Annotated in this window: 19 protein-coding genes and 1 riboswitch; of the genes, 15 read left to right on the forward strand and 4 right to left on the reverse strand. The window is 35.0% G+C overall.

Annotation, left to right across the window (positions count from 1 at the left end):
- Positions 1-24: 24 nt before the first annotated feature.
- Positions 25-582, reverse strand: coding sequence for a CatB-related O-acetyltransferase (locus NSS74_RS06755; RefSeq protein ID WP_002142677.1), 558 nt, complete (start codon positions 580-582; stop codon positions 25-27).
- 139 nt (positions 583-721) lie between these two features.
- Here NSS74_RS06755 and NSS74_RS06760 point away from each other — a divergent pair, with 139 nt between their 5' ends.
- From NSS74_RS06760 to NSS74_RS06770, 3 genes are all read left to right on the forward strand, one after another.
- The gene (locus NSS74_RS06760; RefSeq protein WP_002142676.1) at positions 722-1,063 is read left to right on the forward strand and encodes an ASCH domain-containing protein; all 342 of its coding nucleotides are present in this window, start codon (positions 722-724) and stop codon (positions 1,061-1,063) included.
- On the forward strand, positions 1,060-1,455 hold the full coding sequence (locus NSS74_RS06765) for an NUDIX hydrolase (RefSeq protein WP_002128457.1): 396 nt from the start codon (positions 1,060-1,062) through the stop codon (positions 1,453-1,455). Before NSS74_RS06760 ends, NSS74_RS06765 begins: the two co-directional genes overlap by 4 nt.
- An 86-nt stretch (positions 1,456-1,541) precedes the next feature.
- Positions 1,542-2,162, forward strand: coding sequence for an acetate uptake transporter (locus NSS74_RS06770; protein ID WP_000070943.1), 621 nt, complete (start codon positions 1,542-1,544; stop codon positions 2,160-2,162).
- Positions 2,163-2,217: 55 nt separating this feature from the next.
- Here the strand turns inward: NSS74_RS06770 and NSS74_RS06775 are convergent, their stop codons facing one another.
- The gene (locus NSS74_RS06775) at positions 2,218-3,315 is read right to left on the reverse strand and encodes a phosphodiester glycosidase family protein (RefSeq protein ID WP_219303272.1); all 1,098 of its coding nucleotides are present in this window, start codon (positions 3,313-3,315) and stop codon (positions 2,218-2,220) included.
- 315 nt (positions 3,316-3,630) lie between these two features.
- Between NSS74_RS06775 and NSS74_RS06780 the strand changes: the two genes are divergently transcribed.
- The 5 genes from NSS74_RS06780 (at position 3,631) to NSS74_RS06800 (ending at position 7,131) form a co-directional block, all read left to right on the forward strand.
- Complete coding sequence (locus tag NSS74_RS06780; protein WP_001062757.1) at positions 3,631-4,074, forward strand: flavodoxin; 444 nt, start codon at positions 3,631-3,633, stop codon at positions 4,072-4,074.
- A gap of 16 nt (positions 4,075-4,090) precedes the next feature.
- The gene (locus NSS74_RS06785; protein WP_002066483.1) at positions 4,091-4,990 is read left to right on the forward strand and encodes a WD40/YVTN/BNR-like repeat-containing protein; all 900 of its coding nucleotides are present in this window, start codon (positions 4,091-4,093) and stop codon (positions 4,988-4,990) included.
- 218 nt (positions 4,991-5,208) lie between these two features.
- A complete protein-coding gene (gene cspB / locus NSS74_RS06790; protein WP_001179147.1) occupies positions 5,209-5,409 on the forward strand; it encodes a cold shock-like protein CspB in 201 nt (66 codons plus the stop codon).
- Between the two features lie 188 nt (positions 5,410-5,597).
- On the forward strand, positions 5,598-6,443 hold the full coding sequence (locus NSS74_RS06795; RefSeq protein WP_340813303.1) for an exonuclease: 846 nt from the start codon (positions 5,598-5,600) through the stop codon (positions 6,441-6,443).
- A 340-nt stretch (positions 6,444-6,783) separates the two neighbouring features.
- Positions 6,784-7,131: a hypothetical protein gene (locus NSS74_RS06800; RefSeq protein ID WP_002087722.1), complete on the forward strand. Its 348-nt coding sequence runs from the start codon at positions 6,784-6,786 to the stop codon at positions 7,129-7,131.
- Between the two features lie 489 nt (positions 7,132-7,620).
- Here NSS74_RS06800 and NSS74_RS06805 read toward each other — a convergent pair whose 3' ends face one another.
- Together NSS74_RS06805 and NSS74_RS06810 are read right to left on the reverse strand one after the other, a co-directional pair.
- The gene (locus tag NSS74_RS06805) at positions 7,621-8,682 is read right to left on the reverse strand and encodes a DUF3900 domain-containing protein (RefSeq protein ID WP_002142669.1); all 1,062 of its coding nucleotides are present in this window, start codon (positions 8,680-8,682) and stop codon (positions 7,621-7,623) included.
- A 115-nt stretch (positions 8,683-8,797) separates the two neighbouring features.
- A complete protein-coding gene (locus NSS74_RS06810) occupies positions 8,798-9,124 on the reverse strand; it encodes a hypothetical protein (protein ID WP_002087720.1) in 327 nt (108 codons plus the stop codon).
- A 464-nt stretch (positions 9,125-9,588) separates the two neighbouring features.
- Here NSS74_RS06810 and NSS74_RS06815 point away from each other — a divergent pair, with 464 nt between their 5' ends.
- The 7 genes from NSS74_RS06815 (at position 9,589) to NSS74_RS06845 (ending at position 15,338) form a co-directional block, all read left to right on the forward strand.
- Positions 9,589-10,500 (forward strand): VanW family protein, encoded by a 912-nt coding sequence (locus NSS74_RS06815; protein WP_002142668.1) that lies wholly within the window; start codon positions 9,589-9,591, stop codon positions 10,498-10,500.
- 237 nt (positions 10,501-10,737) lie between these two features.
- A riboswitch (SAM riboswitch) is annotated at positions 10,738-10,844 on the forward strand.
- A gap of 70 nt (positions 10,845-10,914) precedes the next feature.
- Entirely contained in the window at positions 10,915-11,583 is a 669-nt protein-coding gene (locus NSS74_RS06820) for an amino acid ABC transporter permease (RefSeq protein WP_002137653.1), read from the forward strand.
- A gap of 19 nt (positions 11,584-11,602) precedes the next feature.
- Entirely contained in the window at positions 11,603-12,364 is a 762-nt protein-coding gene (locus NSS74_RS06825; RefSeq protein ID WP_033716462.1) for an amino acid ABC transporter ATP-binding protein, read from the forward strand.
- Positions 12,365-12,375: 11 nt separating this feature from the next.
- Entirely contained in the window at positions 12,376-13,167 is a 792-nt protein-coding gene (locus tag NSS74_RS06830) for an amino acid ABC transporter substrate-binding protein (RefSeq protein WP_340813307.1), read from the forward strand.
- A 75-nt stretch (positions 13,168-13,242) separates the two neighbouring features.
- Positions 13,243-14,151 carry a VOC family protein gene (locus tag NSS74_RS06835; RefSeq protein ID WP_340813308.1) on the forward strand — a complete coding sequence of 303 codons (909 nt, stop codon included), beginning with the start codon at positions 13,243-13,245 and terminating at the stop codon, positions 14,149-14,151.
- Positions 14,152-14,520: 369 nt separating this feature from the next.
- On the forward strand, positions 14,521-14,823 hold the full coding sequence (locus tag NSS74_RS06840) for a hypothetical protein (RefSeq protein WP_000717620.1): 303 nt from the start codon (positions 14,521-14,523) through the stop codon (positions 14,821-14,823).
- Positions 14,824-15,149: 326 nt separating this feature from the next.
- Positions 15,150-15,338 carry a hypothetical protein gene (locus NSS74_RS06845; protein ID WP_000183240.1) on the forward strand — a complete coding sequence of 63 codons (189 nt, stop codon included), beginning with the start codon at positions 15,150-15,152 and terminating at the stop codon, positions 15,336-15,338.
- Positions 15,339-15,361 lie beyond the last annotated feature (23 nt).

The raw sequence follows: 15,361 nt of genomic DNA on the forward strand, positions 1-15,361 counted from the left end.
AATAGGATGCTCTTTTTGTTTAGATCAAGTAGCTTCTTCTTCGGGAGAAGTGAAAAATTCGTTGACTTTGTTGGAGAGTAGAAATGGAATAGCTCCTTTTATAACGGAAATGTCCCAGTCCCACCATGCAAGGTTTTCTAGTTTTTCAATGATTTCTTGCGGGAAACGATATCGAACTAGTTTGGCAGGATTACCAGCGACGATTGCATATGGAGGTACGTCTTTTGTAACAACACTCTTGGCCCCGATAATGGCCCCGTTACCAATTGTAACACCAGATAAAATGCAGGATTGATAACCAATCCATACATCATTGCCGACTACGATATCACCTTTTGAAGAAGGATGACCAATAATGTGTGCTCCTTCTTCGAAGAGGACATTAAATGGATAGGTTGTTATCCAATCAGCACGATGTTCACCGCCAAGTACGAAAACGACTTCTTCTCCTAATGAACAAAACTTACCTATTTTTAATTTTGTTTCATCATTCCAAGAAAAAATAATAGGGCCTACTTTACTGTAAGTATAATCACCGATATCATATTTATTATATTCAGGTTTTTGATTTAAATATAACATACCAATTTTAGCATCCTCTCTAAAGAAAGTAATGGATATGGAACATCATATGCAAGGTGAAGTAAGGCGAACTATGTTGTATGAAATAGTAATGTGCAAAAATGTTAGTAGGCAAGATGAATAAAAGGGAGTGAAATGTATGAGATACGAAATGGGATTATATAATAAACCTTTTCAGTCGATTCAATTAGGAAAAAAAGTATATGAAGTACGCTTATACGATAAAAAACGTCAACTTATAAAACAAGACGATGAAATTGTATTTACGAACCTTACGACAGCAGAAACGATGGCTGTAAAAGTAACGGAGATAAAACGATACGAAAGCTTTAAAGGAATGTACGAACAAATTGATAAAAAATTATTTGATTGTGAAGAACTTAGTATAAAAGAAATGTTAGAAAGTACATACGGAATATATACGAAAGAACAAGAAAAAGAATGGGGAACAGTTGCGATTGGTGTTGAGGTAATAAAGTGAGAAGAAATCGCGGTGCAGCTATAATTATACAAGGTGGTAAAATCGCTCTTATAAAACGTGTTCGAGAAGGTGAGATGTATTTTGTTTTTCCAGGCGGGGGAATTGAAGAAGGAGAAACGCCTGAAGAAGCAACGAAGCGAGAGGTTTATGAAGAATTAGGGGTACATATACAAGTGGAGCATCTGATTGCAAAGGTGGAGTATAAAGGTACGGAGTATTATTATAATGCCCATATTATAGGTGGAGTTTTCGGAAGTGGTAAAGGCGAGGAGTTCGAGCTGAAAGATAGAGGGAGTTATATTCCTTTATGGATGCCGGTAAATGAGTTGCCAAATTTAAATGTAAAACCTTATGATGTGGCCAAATGTGTATTTGATTATTATGGAATATAAGGTCTGACAACATACAAAAAAAACCATTGACATAGCCTTCTGATTTAAGTATTGTATTCGAGTATGTTTATAATCAGGAGGTTTATATGAGCAATCAAACTACTACACATCATGTGAAAATGACAACAGCAGATCCATCTGGAATCGGTCTATTTGGATTAGCGATGGTAACACTTGTAGCATCGTCTCAAAAGTTAGGCTTAACAGATGGCGTTTCACTTGTATTACCATGGGCAATCTTTTTAGGAGGATTTGCACAAATCTTTGCATGCATTCACGATGCAAAGCATAACAATACGTTCGGTACAACAGCATTTGGTGCGTACGGCCTATTTTGGTTAGGTGTTGGAATGACTTGGTTAATTCAACTCGGAGTATTTGGCGAAAAATTAGCCCAAACTGCAGATTCAAAACAGCTTGGTGTAGCCTTTATCGGATACTTGATTTTCACGATCTTTATGACAATTGGTGCAATGGAAACACATAAAGTATTATTTATGATTTTCGTCCTTATTGATTTCTTATTTATCGGTCTTTCATTAAGTACTTTAGGTGTTATGCCGCACGCAATGCATAATTTAGCAGCGTATTCTGAACTATGTATTTCATTATTATCTTTCTATGGTTCAGCAGCAGCCGTGTTAAATACACACTTCGGAAAAGTTGTATTACCAGTTGGAAAACCCTTTGGTATTTTTAAAAAGTAATAAAAAAGAACAGATGATTGTATAGTCATCTGTTCTTTTTTATTTATTTATTTATTTATTTATTTATTGCTACAGCAGTAGATCCTGTCATTTCGGAAATCTTTTGAGAGCTTGCTGGGCTGCCATCTATCGTTACATGAACTTGTTGCTTAGGGTTCGAGGTAACAACCCAGGCGTTTGGTAAATAGCGTGATTTATGAGATAAGGTTGAAGGGATGTTTAAAATGTCTCCCATTGCGTACAATGTTGCTGACGAGCCCCCGTCCATTGCCATTGCATTTATGGCCCCTTTTTCATAAAGAATATCTTGGCAGTCTCTTAAAGAAGCTCCGATACTATGAGGTTGTCTTCCATCAATGATGAAAAACATAATTGATCCATCTTTTTTCTGAGCCATAATACTTCGGGGACCATAGCCCCATCCGCCATCATTTGTAATCATTTTTTCGCCATTTACAATTAGTTGAGGCATAAAGCCAGCAGCGGAAACGACATTCTTATTTAACAGTTGATTAGCAGAAAACTCTCCTGAAACCATTTGTCCGTATTTTGTAAGTCCACTGACGAGAGTAGGGGTATTAATGTCTTGCGGTGTGTTGATAACTTTCCCGTTTTCAATAACAATACCGATGCCTGTTTTACCACCACCATGCCCCGTTTCATCCCAGAACCCACTAGCATTTACAGCAGCAAGTGCATGGTTTCGTTTTGCCATGACATATATTTTTTCTCCAACGTCTTTCCCTTCTGAACCTTGTTGTGTAACGAGCTTTACATTTAATGGATTACTAATAGTCATTAATTTACCTTCAAAAAAATGATCATTGTATTTTTTCTTTATCGTTTCAATCGAAACGTTTAATGGTGCATTTTTCTTTCGCTCTAATTCTTGTTTTGAAAGTTTAGTATTGGCAAAATCGCTATTTTTCCATTTTGGATTTGTAATGGATTGAGAAATATCATTTAACTCGTTATCAGACAGTAATGTAATTTTTGCGTATTGCGGATGTTGAGACGTTAAAATACTTTCCGCTGCGATGACACGTAAATTATGGCCGTATGAAGTGCCAAATAGAATAATGGCACCCACTGTTAATAATAGTGCTGTCAAAAGGGATGATATTTTTAAAAGTCTAATAAAAAATTTTTTCATTAGAAAGACTCCTCTTTTTGTAAGATCGAAATTGTTTGTTACCTAAAAATAATGAAATGTGTAAATGGCCTTTCGCATTATATATGCAACATATTAAATGTGAAAGGATGTATATACAATAAGTTGAGAAACTAGATTTGGCAATAGATGAATATGAATGTTAATACTCAAAATGAAAAGGGAATAGTCAGATGTACCATTTCTTTTAACATAAATGAAAAGGATATAAATTGAATGAAAATAATAATTGAAATTGATTCTCATTATTAATATAATGAGAATGAGAATCAATTATTGTAAGAGGGGGATGCCAAAGTGGCGAAAATTTTAATAGCGTATGCAAGTATGTCAGGGAATACAGAGAGTATTGCTGACTTAATTAAAGTAAGTTTAGATGCCTTTGATCACGAAGTAGTATTGCAAGAGATGGAAGGTATGGATGCTGAAGAATTATTAGCTTATGATGGAATCATTTTAGGATCTTATACGTGGGGTGATGGTGAATTACCATTTGAAGCGGAAGATTTCCATGATGAGTTAGAAAATATAGATTTAACGGGTAAAAAAGTGGCTGTTTTTGGATCAGGTGATACGGCGTATGAGCTGTTTTGTGAAGCGGTAACGATATTTGAAGAACGTCTTGTAAAATGCGGGGCAGAACTTGTACAAGAAGGATTGAAAATTGAATTAGCTCCAGAAGATAAAGAAGACGTTGAAAAATGCAGTGATTTTGCAATTGCTTTTGCCGAGAAGTTCTAGGAACGGGAGTGTCAACGTGGAAACAATGTTAAGTGCAACTGCTATTACAAAGTTAAGAGATGGAAAGCTTTTGTTAGCTACTACATATAATGGTTTATTCATTGAAAAAGATGGAGAATGGAAACAGGCTTTAACTGGTTTCCAAAAACGAATTCGAGATTTACATAGTGAAGGTAACGTAGTTTACGGAGTAGGAGACGAAGGAGTTTTTATTCGTAGTATGAATGGTGGAGAAACGTGGACGATCCAGCGCTTTCCAACGAAAGCAACGAGCTGGAATGTATGTAGTAATGAGAATGGAACAGTAATTGCTCATGGAGATAAAACACTGTATCATTCTAATAATTTTGGTTCCACATGGGAGACTATTCAGCCATTTCTTAATTACGGTAGTGAGGCACCATCTATTCGATCATTATTTTTATATAAACATTACTTATTTATCGGTACGAAAATACATACTAAATATGGTGGTGTTTGGCTTTTTGATTTAGAGACACGTAAATTAAAAAGGATTAAAATAGCGATGAATCAGATGATTTCTGCGTTGACTATACATAATTCCTATTTAGTAGCGGCAAGTGGATCGTGCAAGGGAATTAGCGGAAATATTTCTTTTTGCAGAATAGATGAGAGTATCGAAAGTGATAAAATAGGTTGGCATACATGTCAAAGTGAACAAAAAGCGAGTAGTTATTTAGATTTAAGTGTGGATCAACATGTGTTATATACAACGTCAACGCAAAATAAGGCGGGAATTAGCACTGTTTGCCGTGTGCTTCTTGAAGAAGGAATTGTTACAGTATGTGATTCGGTTAAAGGGCATGGTTGGCGCATTGTTAATGAAAAAGAAGGCTATGTTGTAGCTGGATCAGGTGAATTAAAAGCGATGCAGTGGAAAAAAAAAGCTGTATAACTTTAAAAAAACTTTACTTTTATTATATTGGTATGATATAGTTACTTTAAACCATTTTACTTTTAATAATATAGAGATTTAAATGAGCTGTAACTTCCGAGGAGGATAGCAATGTTAAATCTCCTCTGGGGTTGCAGTTTTTTAATATATGATGTATTATTGTAAAGTGGTTGAAAATGAATATGTACATATAGGTACATTGTAGGAGGATTTTTTAAATGCAAAACGGTAAAGTAAAATGGTTTAACGCAGAAAAAGGTTTCGGTTTCATCGAGGTTGAAGGCGGAGAAGACGTATTCGTTCATTTCTCAGCTATCCAAGGCGACGGCTTCAAATCTTTAGAAGAAGGTCAAGAAGTTACTTTCGAAGTAGAACAAGGTAACCGTGGACCTCAAGCTACAAACGTAAACAAGAAGTAATTATGAAAAAAGAAGGGCTTGCCCTTCTTTTTTTTTGCGTTTTTATTGAATATCCTCCTATGTACATGTAATAATAAGACTGAATTTTTGATTTTTATGTGAAGTTTTTCATGCATAAAGTGCATTAATAAATAAATACTGAAAATAAAGTATGTGTGTGAAAAGGAATTTAGAAAGAGGTAAATAAATTGAAAAACGCTACACACTTCATTGTGTTTGATATTGAAAGGAATTTTAGGCCGTATAAATCAGAAGATCCGTCAGAAATAGTTGATATTGGAGCTGTAAAAATAGATGTGAGTACAATGAAGGTTATTGGAGAATTTTCAGAGTTAGTAAAACCAAGTGCCCCATTAACTCGTCATACAACAAAGTTAACTGGAATTACAAAGAAAGATTTAATAGGTGTAGGGAATTTCCCTCAAATTATAGAGAAATTTATTCAGTTCATCGGAGAAGATTCAATATTTGTTTCATGGGGAAAAGAAGATTACCGTTTTCTATCTCAAGATTGTACATTATACGGTGTAGAATGCCCATGTATGGAAAAAGAGAGCAGATTTGATATGCAAAAATTTGTTTTTCAGGCGTATGAAGAATTATTTGAGCATACACCAAGTTTACAATTTGCAGTGGATCAGCTCGGCTTAAGATGGGAAGGGAAGCAGCACCGGGCTTTAGCAGATGCTGAGAATACAGCAAATATCTTTCTGAAAGTATATGGCGAGAGAGATATTAACAAGCGATACAAGAGACATGGTGAGCTTGAACTTGTAAAGAACGGAAAACTAACAGAAAAAGCGAAAAAAAGGATGCGGAAATGGGTGTTTAAAGAACTGAGAAAAAATACAGAGCGTCCTTTTGTATGGAATGCATTTGAAAGTAGTGACACGTGGGAAAGTATAACGGAAAGATATTATATAAGTGAATCAGCAGTAGAACTTCTGAAAAAACACTTTCCTACTGCGGTGAGAAAAGCGGAGCGGCAGCTTAGGTATTTGGCTGAGATGGAGAAAGTAGTAGAAGAAAGTTAGTAATAAAATTTATTTTATTCATATGTACAACTAGACTTCAGGATTAAGTTGCTGAAGTTTAGTTGGAAAATTCACGGCTTGTCCTGTATTGTTAATGGAATATTTTGTTGTTTTTAGTACGGATATACATAGAAAAGAGTGTAGTTTAATGGAAGCAATCTTTAACATTGTAACCGTTTTAGTTTTTTTGATAATATTTACCACACTATTTGCACTAATTACACTTCCTTTCATAGCAAAGAAGAAGAATTGGAAACGCTTAATATATCTTTAAATCGTGGTGTATTAAAGATTAAAATCGAAGAGTAAGGTAAGAGTCTTATACAAGGGAGGTGTGATAGTGATAGACTTGGAAATCAAAGATGTCACCGTACAGATGGAATTAAATGGTGTCTTTTGGAATGAGGATGGAATTGCTGAAATGATGGTGACTACAAAAGCGGAGCATTCTCTTATTCTTCGTCTAGTAGTTGACTTAGAAAGTAAAACGATTCGTGCGATGAATGCCGAGATAGTGGGTGGGTTCTGTCCTCTATGTAAACAGAAAAGGAACGAATGTAGTGAACTTAATGACGTGCAAAATAAAATGGATATTTTAGAAGAAGCCTACGATTGGGTGAGAGAGCATCCGGAATATCGTTTTCAATTATCTTTTTACGAGTACAATAAATTTGAGGTAGTAAAGTGAAATTTCCATTTTAACAACATACATAATGACTAAAAGGAAAAACACCAAAAACTTATAGAAGGACTTGGTCAACTAGAAATATTGAAGTAGATGTCTCTCATGGAAATACGCTTGTACAACAAGGAAGGAATCTGCTTGATTCTACAAGAAATGTCATCTTGGAGCAAAAAAAATATTAAAAATAAGCATATTTGTTATAAAGAAGAAAAACCGATTCTTAGTAGAATCGGTTTTTAGTATAAATGTCAACTATGTCCCAAATAAAAGAGTGCTTGTTAATAGAGCTCAGTAAAAATAGGTATATGGAAGCATTTATTCAATCCCATTCGGATCATACAATATAACATTAACAGATATACAAGACGGACACGTTACAGCGCATGTTCTTGATACGAAATGTTTTCGATAATAAAAAGACAATGATGGAATTTAACCCGTCATTGTCTTTTTTACATTATTCTATTCAATTTCTCCTGATCCATAGCTATACTACTGTTTATTCTCAATCCGCTCAATTACGTCTTGTAATTCATCCGGCTTCAAAAACTCAATGGGAGAGAAGCCTTTCTCAAACGTAAGTGTATCAGCCTCAATCATTAATACATACCGGTCGTTTACCTTTGCAATATGTATTAGGTCTCCGAAATCAGCAAGCAAAGCCTTCACAGAGATATGATCTGCTTTTAGCTTTAATTCCACTTCAGGGGCGTGCTCGACGATTTGAGCGGTAGCTTCCATTACTTCTTCTGTTGAAAATTGTTCCATAATTTCGCGTTTCGGACTGGCAGCCCATACTTCCATCGCTTGGTCGAACTGTTCACGTTCTTCAGTACCTTCTTCAAATACATCTTCAATTTGGTCGTATACCATGTCCATTACTTGTGTTTTCATAATTTCAGGCATAGAGCGTTCGTATTCGACGAATTTTAAGAAGTCTTCAAAGTAGCGGGCGTGTGATGCTTGGTGTATTTTTAGTTCGCCAGGCTCCACCATACCTTCTTCAGGCATGTATGGATATTGGATAGATTTCATATTCTTTGTTGTGATGGCCATTTCAACGTTACGAATAAGTGTTGATTCATCAGAAATGGAAGCGACTTTTGGTTCGAAGTCACATTTCATTACGAATACGAATGGATCATCAAAGTATTTGCGTAGTTTTGCTTGAGCGATTAAAAATACACCACCACGTACAGCGCTTGTGTCAAGGTATGTATAAACGAGAGGTTCGCTCATATCTTTGAAGTTTTCTTTTGTTTCTGCAAAACGAATACGATTAAATAAGTTGTAATGAGGGTTTGAATCGAGTTCATGACCTTCTTCTACAATAAAGCGACCGATCTTTGTTGGGGCTTGTTCTGTTTTTGCGTGACGTTCTACTTTTCGCTTTGAAATTTTTAATAATTCACCATTCAAAAATTCTTTTAAAGAGCTATCTTCATACTCTTCAGCGTCTAATGTTTGAAAATGTTTATAGCGTTTATCAACTGCTTCACCTTTTCCTTCTACTTGTACTACATAAAAGGAAAGAAAGTTTATTTCAAAATCCATATTTATCACCTTGTTTCATTTCATTAACTCTTATCAGTATAGAGATGGAAAAAACTTTCGTCAATTTATATAAGGAAGGGGGAGCCCCTTCCTTATATATTTGTTATTTTCGAAATTAAAATCCGTCTTCTAATGCTGAAAATGGAATATTTAGCCTATTTTCTACTGTACGTAAACGCTGATTTAAGCGGTTTAATCTACGCGTATGACGCTCAACTGTGTTTTCTAGTTGACGTACTCTTTGCTCAAGCTCATTTACTCGTCTTTCTAATTGACGGTTTCCAGTACCAGGGAAAGAGATTGGAAGTTGAAATTGTCGATTTTGATCATATGGATTAACTTGTTCTGTTTGATCTATATATTGTTGGTATTGTGCCTGTAAATCATACTGAGGTTGGTAACCATATTGGTTATATGGATCATAAGGATTGTAGGGATACATAAAAACATCCTCCATTTCTTTATAATAGGTTAAATTCATCATAATGTATGTGCAAAAGCGGAGTAGTGGCACGGCAAATACCTATATACCTGAAGTGAATGATTGTTTTTACCGATAAAAGCTCGGTTTAAGCTGTTAATAATGATCACATATGAGAAAGCGGTATTACGGTTTCTGAAGCCTGCAGGTGAATAGAGAGGTGAAATGAAAGGGTTTTACATTTGTATTTCATCTGTTGAATGGTATATACTGGATAGAGATAGGTTACATAAAAGTTACAATCTTATCAAACTCGAAAATTTATATAAATATGTATAGACATTTACAAAAGAAAAGAGTAGTTTTAATAGAGTAAAAAACAACTTGTAACATTTTCTAAATATATTGTAAAATGATTGTAACAAAACATACATAAAAATGAAATATTACATAAGAAATAATGTTGGGGAAAAGGAGAGAGTATATTGTTCCGAAAAATAAAGGGTATATTAGTAGGGGTGCTATGTGTAGCTGTAGTAAGTGGTTGTGGCACAAAAGTAAGTGATGTGGCATTAGTAAGTGATTTTGGTGGGAACGTTGTAGAGGCTAAGGCTGATGTACAGGATTCAATTAGCTTAGTGGATGGGCGTACTGGTACTGAAGTGAAAAAAATAGACTTATCGAGCTTAGGTTATTTTGAAGATGAGGCGAAATTCAAAAAATCGGTAACGAAGGTTGCAGGTGAAGTTGGGAAAAGCGTTGACAAAAAGATGGTTCCTTCACGTATAGCTCCTGATGGATCATGGCAAGAAGGAAAGCCTTCTTTTGAATTAATGGAAAAAGAATTAGTAGATAAATTATTAAACGTTGGTATGTGGGATTCTTCATATCAGTTACCTATCGTTGAGAAAAAGCCTACCGCAACATTAAGTGATGCGCAAGGAAGTGGCACGGTAATTGGTAGATATGAAACGAATTTAGGTGGATCAGCAGGTGGCCGTATTGAGAATATTCGTTTGTCGGCAGCGAGCATAAATGGAGTTGTATTAGCAAAAGGAGACAGTTTCTCTTTTAATGCATTAATCGGTGATACAACGCCAGATAAAGGATATCAATTAGGTAAAGAAATTGTAGATGGTAAATTAGTAGATGGTTATGGTGGTGGCGTTTGTCAAACATCATCAACGCTATACAATGCAGCAGATCAAGCTGGTTTGAAAATGGTAGATAGAACTACACATTCTAAAACAGTAGGTTATGTCCCGCAGGGAAGAGATGCTACAATTGCTTATCCATATTTAGACTTAGTATTTGAAAATACGAATGATGCTCCTGTTAAGCTTTATATGGGCATTCAAGGCGGAAAGTTAGTTGCTGAAGTACATAAGATGAAATAAATATGTAGTTAAAGGATAATAAAGTAAAATATTTATAGTTTCTATAATTGAAGCCATCTCTTCTGAATTTCAGAGGAGATGGCTTTTGTGTACAGTTTATTAAGAATAGTAAATTGATGTATTACTAGTATGTTCGAAAAAGGGTTGAGTTTAATTCTTAGTTTTCCTATTGACATTGTTTTAAAATGGCTGTATTCTTCATAATAACAACTTAATAAATGGAAAAATTTATTAGTTTTCTTATCAAGAGAGATGGAGGGACTGGCCCGATGAAATCTCAGCAACAGGCTACAAAAGTACTGTGCTAATTCCAGCAAACGTATGAGGCGTTTGGAAGATGGGGGGAAATGGATTAACATTCAACTCTTCTTATATGTGTAAGAAGAGTTTTTTTGTTTAGAGAGGGGGGAGAAAATGAAATTTGATGTAACGTATTTTTTAGAAAGTTTTCCGCAATTATTTAAGTATGTATACATAACTTTAGGGATTACTGTTGTTTCCATGATTATTTCTTTCTTTATAGGGATTGGCTTGGCAATCATAACAAAAAACAAAACGAAATTTTTATATCCAATTGCAAGGGTGTATATCTCTTTCTTTAGAGGAACACCGTTATTGGTTCAATTGTTTGTGTTGTATTTCGGATTGCCACAAATATCTCCGGCTTTTACAGTACTTACAGCTATGCAAGCAACTTTAATTGGTCTCAGTTTAAATAATGCTGCTTATTTGTCAGAGATCATTCGAGGTTCATTGAATGCTGTGGAATCAGGGCAAATGGATGCTTGTTTATCAGTTGGAATGACAAAAGCGCAAGCGATGCGACAAATTATCTTTCCGCAGGCTATTCGTGTAGCAGTGCCGTCACTTGGAAATAATTTTGTTGGATTGTTAAAAGAATCTTCGTTATCTTTTGCACTTGGAGTGGCTGAAATATTGGCACAAGCGAAAATGCTGGCGGCACAATCGTATCGTTATATGGAAAGCTATTTAGCGGTAGCGATTGTGTATTGGATTATTACAATCGTAATCAGCTGGGGACAGAAAAGGTTGGAGAAGAAACTTGATGCACCGTATTTATAAGAGAAGTGAGGTGATATATGTGATTGAGTTAAAAAAATTGTATAAATCTTACAAACATAATGAAGTGCTGAAAGGAATCTCACTTACTGTCAAAAAAGGGGAAGTGGTAGTAATTATTGGACCTTCTGGTTCAGGGAAATCGACATTACTACGATGTTTAAATTTATTAGAACAACCGGATGATGGCAGTATTAGAATTGAAGATTTAGAGATTCATACGAAGAAACTTTATCAAAAAGAAATCATAAAATTACGTCAAAAAACAGCTATGGTTTTTCAAAACTATAATTTATTTAAAAATAAAACAGCATTGCAAAATATTACAACAGCATTAACGGTTGTACAGAAAAAAAGTGAAGAAGAGGCAAATGGAATAGCGAGAGAAATATTAAAACAAGTAGGCTTAGCTGATAAAGAAGATTTTTATCCGGCAATGTTATCAGGTGGACAACAGCAAAGGGTAGGGATTGCTAGGGCAATGGCTCTAAATCCAGCTGTATTATTGTTTGATGAACCGACTTCAGCACTTGATCCAGAATTAGTTAATGAGGTATTACAAGTTATTAAAGACTTGGCAAGACAACATATAACGATGGTTATTGTTACACATGAAATGAATTTTGCAAAAGAGGTGGCTGATCGCGTTATTTTTATGGCTGATGGAATTGTCGTAGAGCAGGGAACGCCAGAAGAGATTTTTCGAAACCCACAAAATGAACGTACGAAAAAGTTTTTACGGCAATTAAATGCATCTGAAGAAGGAAATCATTTCGTTATTTAGGAGGAAGAGTTATGAGAAAATCGTCATTATTACTAACATTAGCATTAACACTATCAGTTGGAGCTTTGTCTGCATGTGGTTCTAATGCAGCAAGTAAAAAGACAGATGGAAAAGTAGTGAAAGTTGGGACTTCTGCAGGTCGTAGCCCATTTATATTTAAAGAAGGTGAGAAAGTAAAAGGTTTTGATGCTGAAATTATTGAAGCGGCTGCTAAGAAAGCTGGATATAAAATAGAATGGAATGTTTCTGATTTTGAAGGATTATTCGGTTTATTAGATTCAGGCCGTATTGATACGATTGCAAATGAATTATCCGTTTCTCCGGAAAGAAAAAAGAAATATGACTTTTCGATCCCGTATGTGTATTCAGGTTCTGTTTTTGCGGTGAAGAAAAATAATAATACAATTAAATCGCTAGAGGATCTAAAAGGAAAGACTGTAGGTGTTGGACTTGGTACAGCAGGAGAGCAAGAGTTAAAAGCTTTAAATAAAAATAATGCTTTTACGATTAAAACGTACTCAGAGGACCCAACGGCGGAATTGAACGAAGTAGGCTTTGGACGCGTCGATGCTTATTATAATGATAAAGTTCAAGTGGAAACAACAATAACAAAGGCGAAACTAGATAATGTCAAAGTTGGATTTGGCCCACTTGAATGGGGAGAGATTGCATTTCCATTTGCAAAAAAGAGTGAAAAGTTAGAAGATATAAATAAGGCGTTAAAAGAATTAGAGCAAGATGGAACATTAAGTGACATATCGAAAAAATGGCTAAAAGTTGATGCTACAAAAAAACAAAATTAAGGTGTATTCGTTGAATGGGCCTATTGCCTATCAACTTACATAAAAAACTAAAGGGAACTGGAGAGGAAGTTATTCATGGTACAAATTCATCCGAAAACACGTATTGGTCATGTTGCATTTAAAGTAAAAGATCTAGAGCGTCAAATTGCCTTCTATGAAAATGTAGTAGGATTAGAAGTAATTAAACAAGAGGAGAACAAAGCACACTTAGCTGGAAAGGGTGGTAAGAATACGTTACTTGTTCTTGAGCAGTTGGAAGATGCAGCGCTACAAGAACCGCGTACGACGGGTATATATCACGTTGCCTTTTTAGTTCCGACTCGTGAAGCTTTTGCTTCGGCACTATTTGGTGTTATTCGCAATAAAAAGGTAATTGATAGTCCGGCTGAGCAAGAAGGGCGTTATACATATTCAAATGAAATTTTACCAATTTCAAGGTTTAATAGCGCAAGTGATCATACGTATAGTGAGGCATTTTATTTACAAGACTTAGAGGGTAATGGTATCGAAATATATGCAGACCGTCCGCGTGATCAGTGGGGAGAAGGGCCAGGAGGAAGTACGCCACTTGATTTAAAAGAACTAGCAGTGCTCGTTGATTATGAGTTTGATGGCTTACCAGCCGAAACGGTGGTTGGACACGTACATTTACGAATAGCTGATGTGGAGAAGTCACATGAGTTTTATGTAGATACAGTAGGTTTTGAAGTACAACAGCGTGAAGATGATTGCTTATTCATTTCGGCAGGAGGCTATCATCACCATATTGGTGCAAATACGTGGAACGGGGTAAATAATCCACATCCACCAGCACATGCAACGGGACTAAAAGTGTATACGATAGTACTACCGCATAAAGAAGCGTTAGATGAAGTGAGAGAAAGATTAATAGAAAAACAACATGAAATAAATGAAACTACAAATGGATTTATTGTAGTAGATCCAAGTGGTATTACAGTGCAGTTTGAAATAGAAGCAGTATAAAGTGAAACTTTAATTAGTGGGGGTTTTGTTCATCCCCCACTGATTATTAACCTTCACCAATCGGGTGTTTATGAGCAGTTAATCTCCCACCACTATGAGAGGTAAGTGAAGGAAACCGATACAGCTTGTGCGTATGCAGTGCATTTTGGTCTGGGTCACAGTCTTTTAACGTGGTCGAACTACAGGAGGAGTAAGCATATTCCCGATGGATCCATTTCCATACTTCCATTATCTAGGGAAATCCCCCAGTATCCAAGACTAAATTTTACCCATACATCATTTTTTTGATGTAGCTCTTGAAGATAAAAACTATTTAATTTTCAAGGAACAGTTATTAACTTAAAACTTATTATACGAGGAGGGTGTATCATGAAAAAAATATGCTTTGTATTAATTGTCGACGCTGGTATAAATTATGGTTCAATATTTTCTCTACCATTTTTAAGGAATCAGGATGATTTGAAGGGATATTTTTCTAAGTATTATGATGTTTCAATTAATTATATTAGGGATAAAAACTCAGTTGACTATTTGGTAGTTCCCAAACCGTGTCCACCTTTTGATAATGAAAATAATCTTCCAATAATTGAAGTACCAGCAATCTTATTTATGGAAAAGGATTTTGAAAAAATAAAGACTTATATAGACAATTATTTTTCTAATAACTCATAAAGAAAATAAAAGTACAGTAAAAAGAAGTCCGATAAAAAACGAGTGGCGTAGAATATTTCTATTAATCATTCGTTTTTTATTATATTTACATATATTTTTTAAAAGAGGATTATAGACGTTCTGAAAAAAATTAATTATAACAAGAACAGTGTTCGTGCTACTATCTACGGTTATTTTTTGTACTAAGTACCCCTTTAACTAACAAGACAACAAAAAATAATTAACATATTAAAGTGAATAATGTTACAAACAATGTAAGGGCTTTCTCTTTGAGTTTTAGCTCTGAATAATAAAGATAGTTAAATCACTAAATGGAGGAGAAAGTAATGACTAATTTATTGCGTAAACTAGCAGATGAAGAAATGGAAACGTCGCTATCTAATGGAGGAGCAGGTCAATTTTGTTCCTTGTATAGTAAATTGTTACCTATCTCTATTGCAGGTTGTATGGCAGGTAACAGTAGCAGTTGTAGCGAAATGCAGCATTACACAGAATATCTTCATAAATACTGTTAATAATAATTATTTTTTCAAAGTAA

The organism is Bacillus sp. FSL E2-8868, assembly GCF_038005505.1.
Taxonomy (GTDB): domain Bacteria; phylum Bacillota; class Bacilli; order Bacillales; family Bacillaceae_G; genus Bacillus_A; species Bacillus_A mycoides.

What these genes read in the sequence shown, in the direction of transcription:
- NSS74_RS06805 (WP_002142669.1), bottom strand. Translation starts at nt 8,682, where the DNA reads ATGGATTTTGAAATAAACTTTCTTTCCTTTTATGTAGTACAAGTAGAA.
- NSS74_RS06840 (WP_000717620.1), top strand. Translation starts at nt 14,521, where the DNA reads ATGAAAAAAATATGCTTTGTATTAATTGTCGACGCTGGTATAAATTAT.
- cspB (WP_001179147.1), top strand. Translation starts at nt 5,209, where the DNA reads ATGCAAAACGGTAAAGTAAAATGGTTTAACGCAGAAAAAGGTTTCGGT.
- NSS74_RS06810 (WP_002087720.1), bottom strand. Translation starts at nt 9,124, where the DNA reads ATGTATCCCTACAATCCTTATGATCCATATAACCAATATGGTTACCAA.
- NSS74_RS06755 (WP_002142677.1), bottom strand. Translation starts at nt 582, where the DNA reads ATGTTATATTTAAATCAAAAACCTGAATATAATAAATATGATATCGGT.
- NSS74_RS06760 (WP_002142676.1), top strand. Translation starts at nt 722, where the DNA reads ATGAGATACGAAATGGGATTATATAATAAACCTTTTCAGTCGATTCAA.
- NSS74_RS06835 (WP_340813308.1), top strand. Translation starts at nt 13,243, where the DNA reads ATGGTACAAATTCATCCGAAAACACGTATTGGTCATGTTGCATTTAAA.
- NSS74_RS06845 (WP_000183240.1), top strand. Translation starts at nt 15,150, where the DNA reads ATGACTAATTTATTGCGTAAACTAGCAGATGAAGAAATGGAAACGTCG.
- NSS74_RS06830 (WP_340813307.1), top strand. Translation starts at nt 12,376, where the DNA reads ATGAGAAAATCGTCATTATTACTAACATTAGCATTAACACTATCAGTT.
- NSS74_RS06775 (WP_219303272.1), bottom strand. Translation starts at nt 3,315, where the DNA reads ATGAAAAAATTTTTTATTAGACTTTTAAAAATATCATCCCTTTTGACA.
- NSS74_RS06820 (WP_002137653.1), top strand. Translation starts at nt 10,915, where the DNA reads ATGAAATTTGATGTAACGTATTTTTTAGAAAGTTTTCCGCAATTATTT.
- NSS74_RS06770 (WP_000070943.1), top strand. Translation starts at nt 1,542, where the DNA reads ATGAGCAATCAAACTACTACACATCATGTGAAAATGACAACAGCAGAT.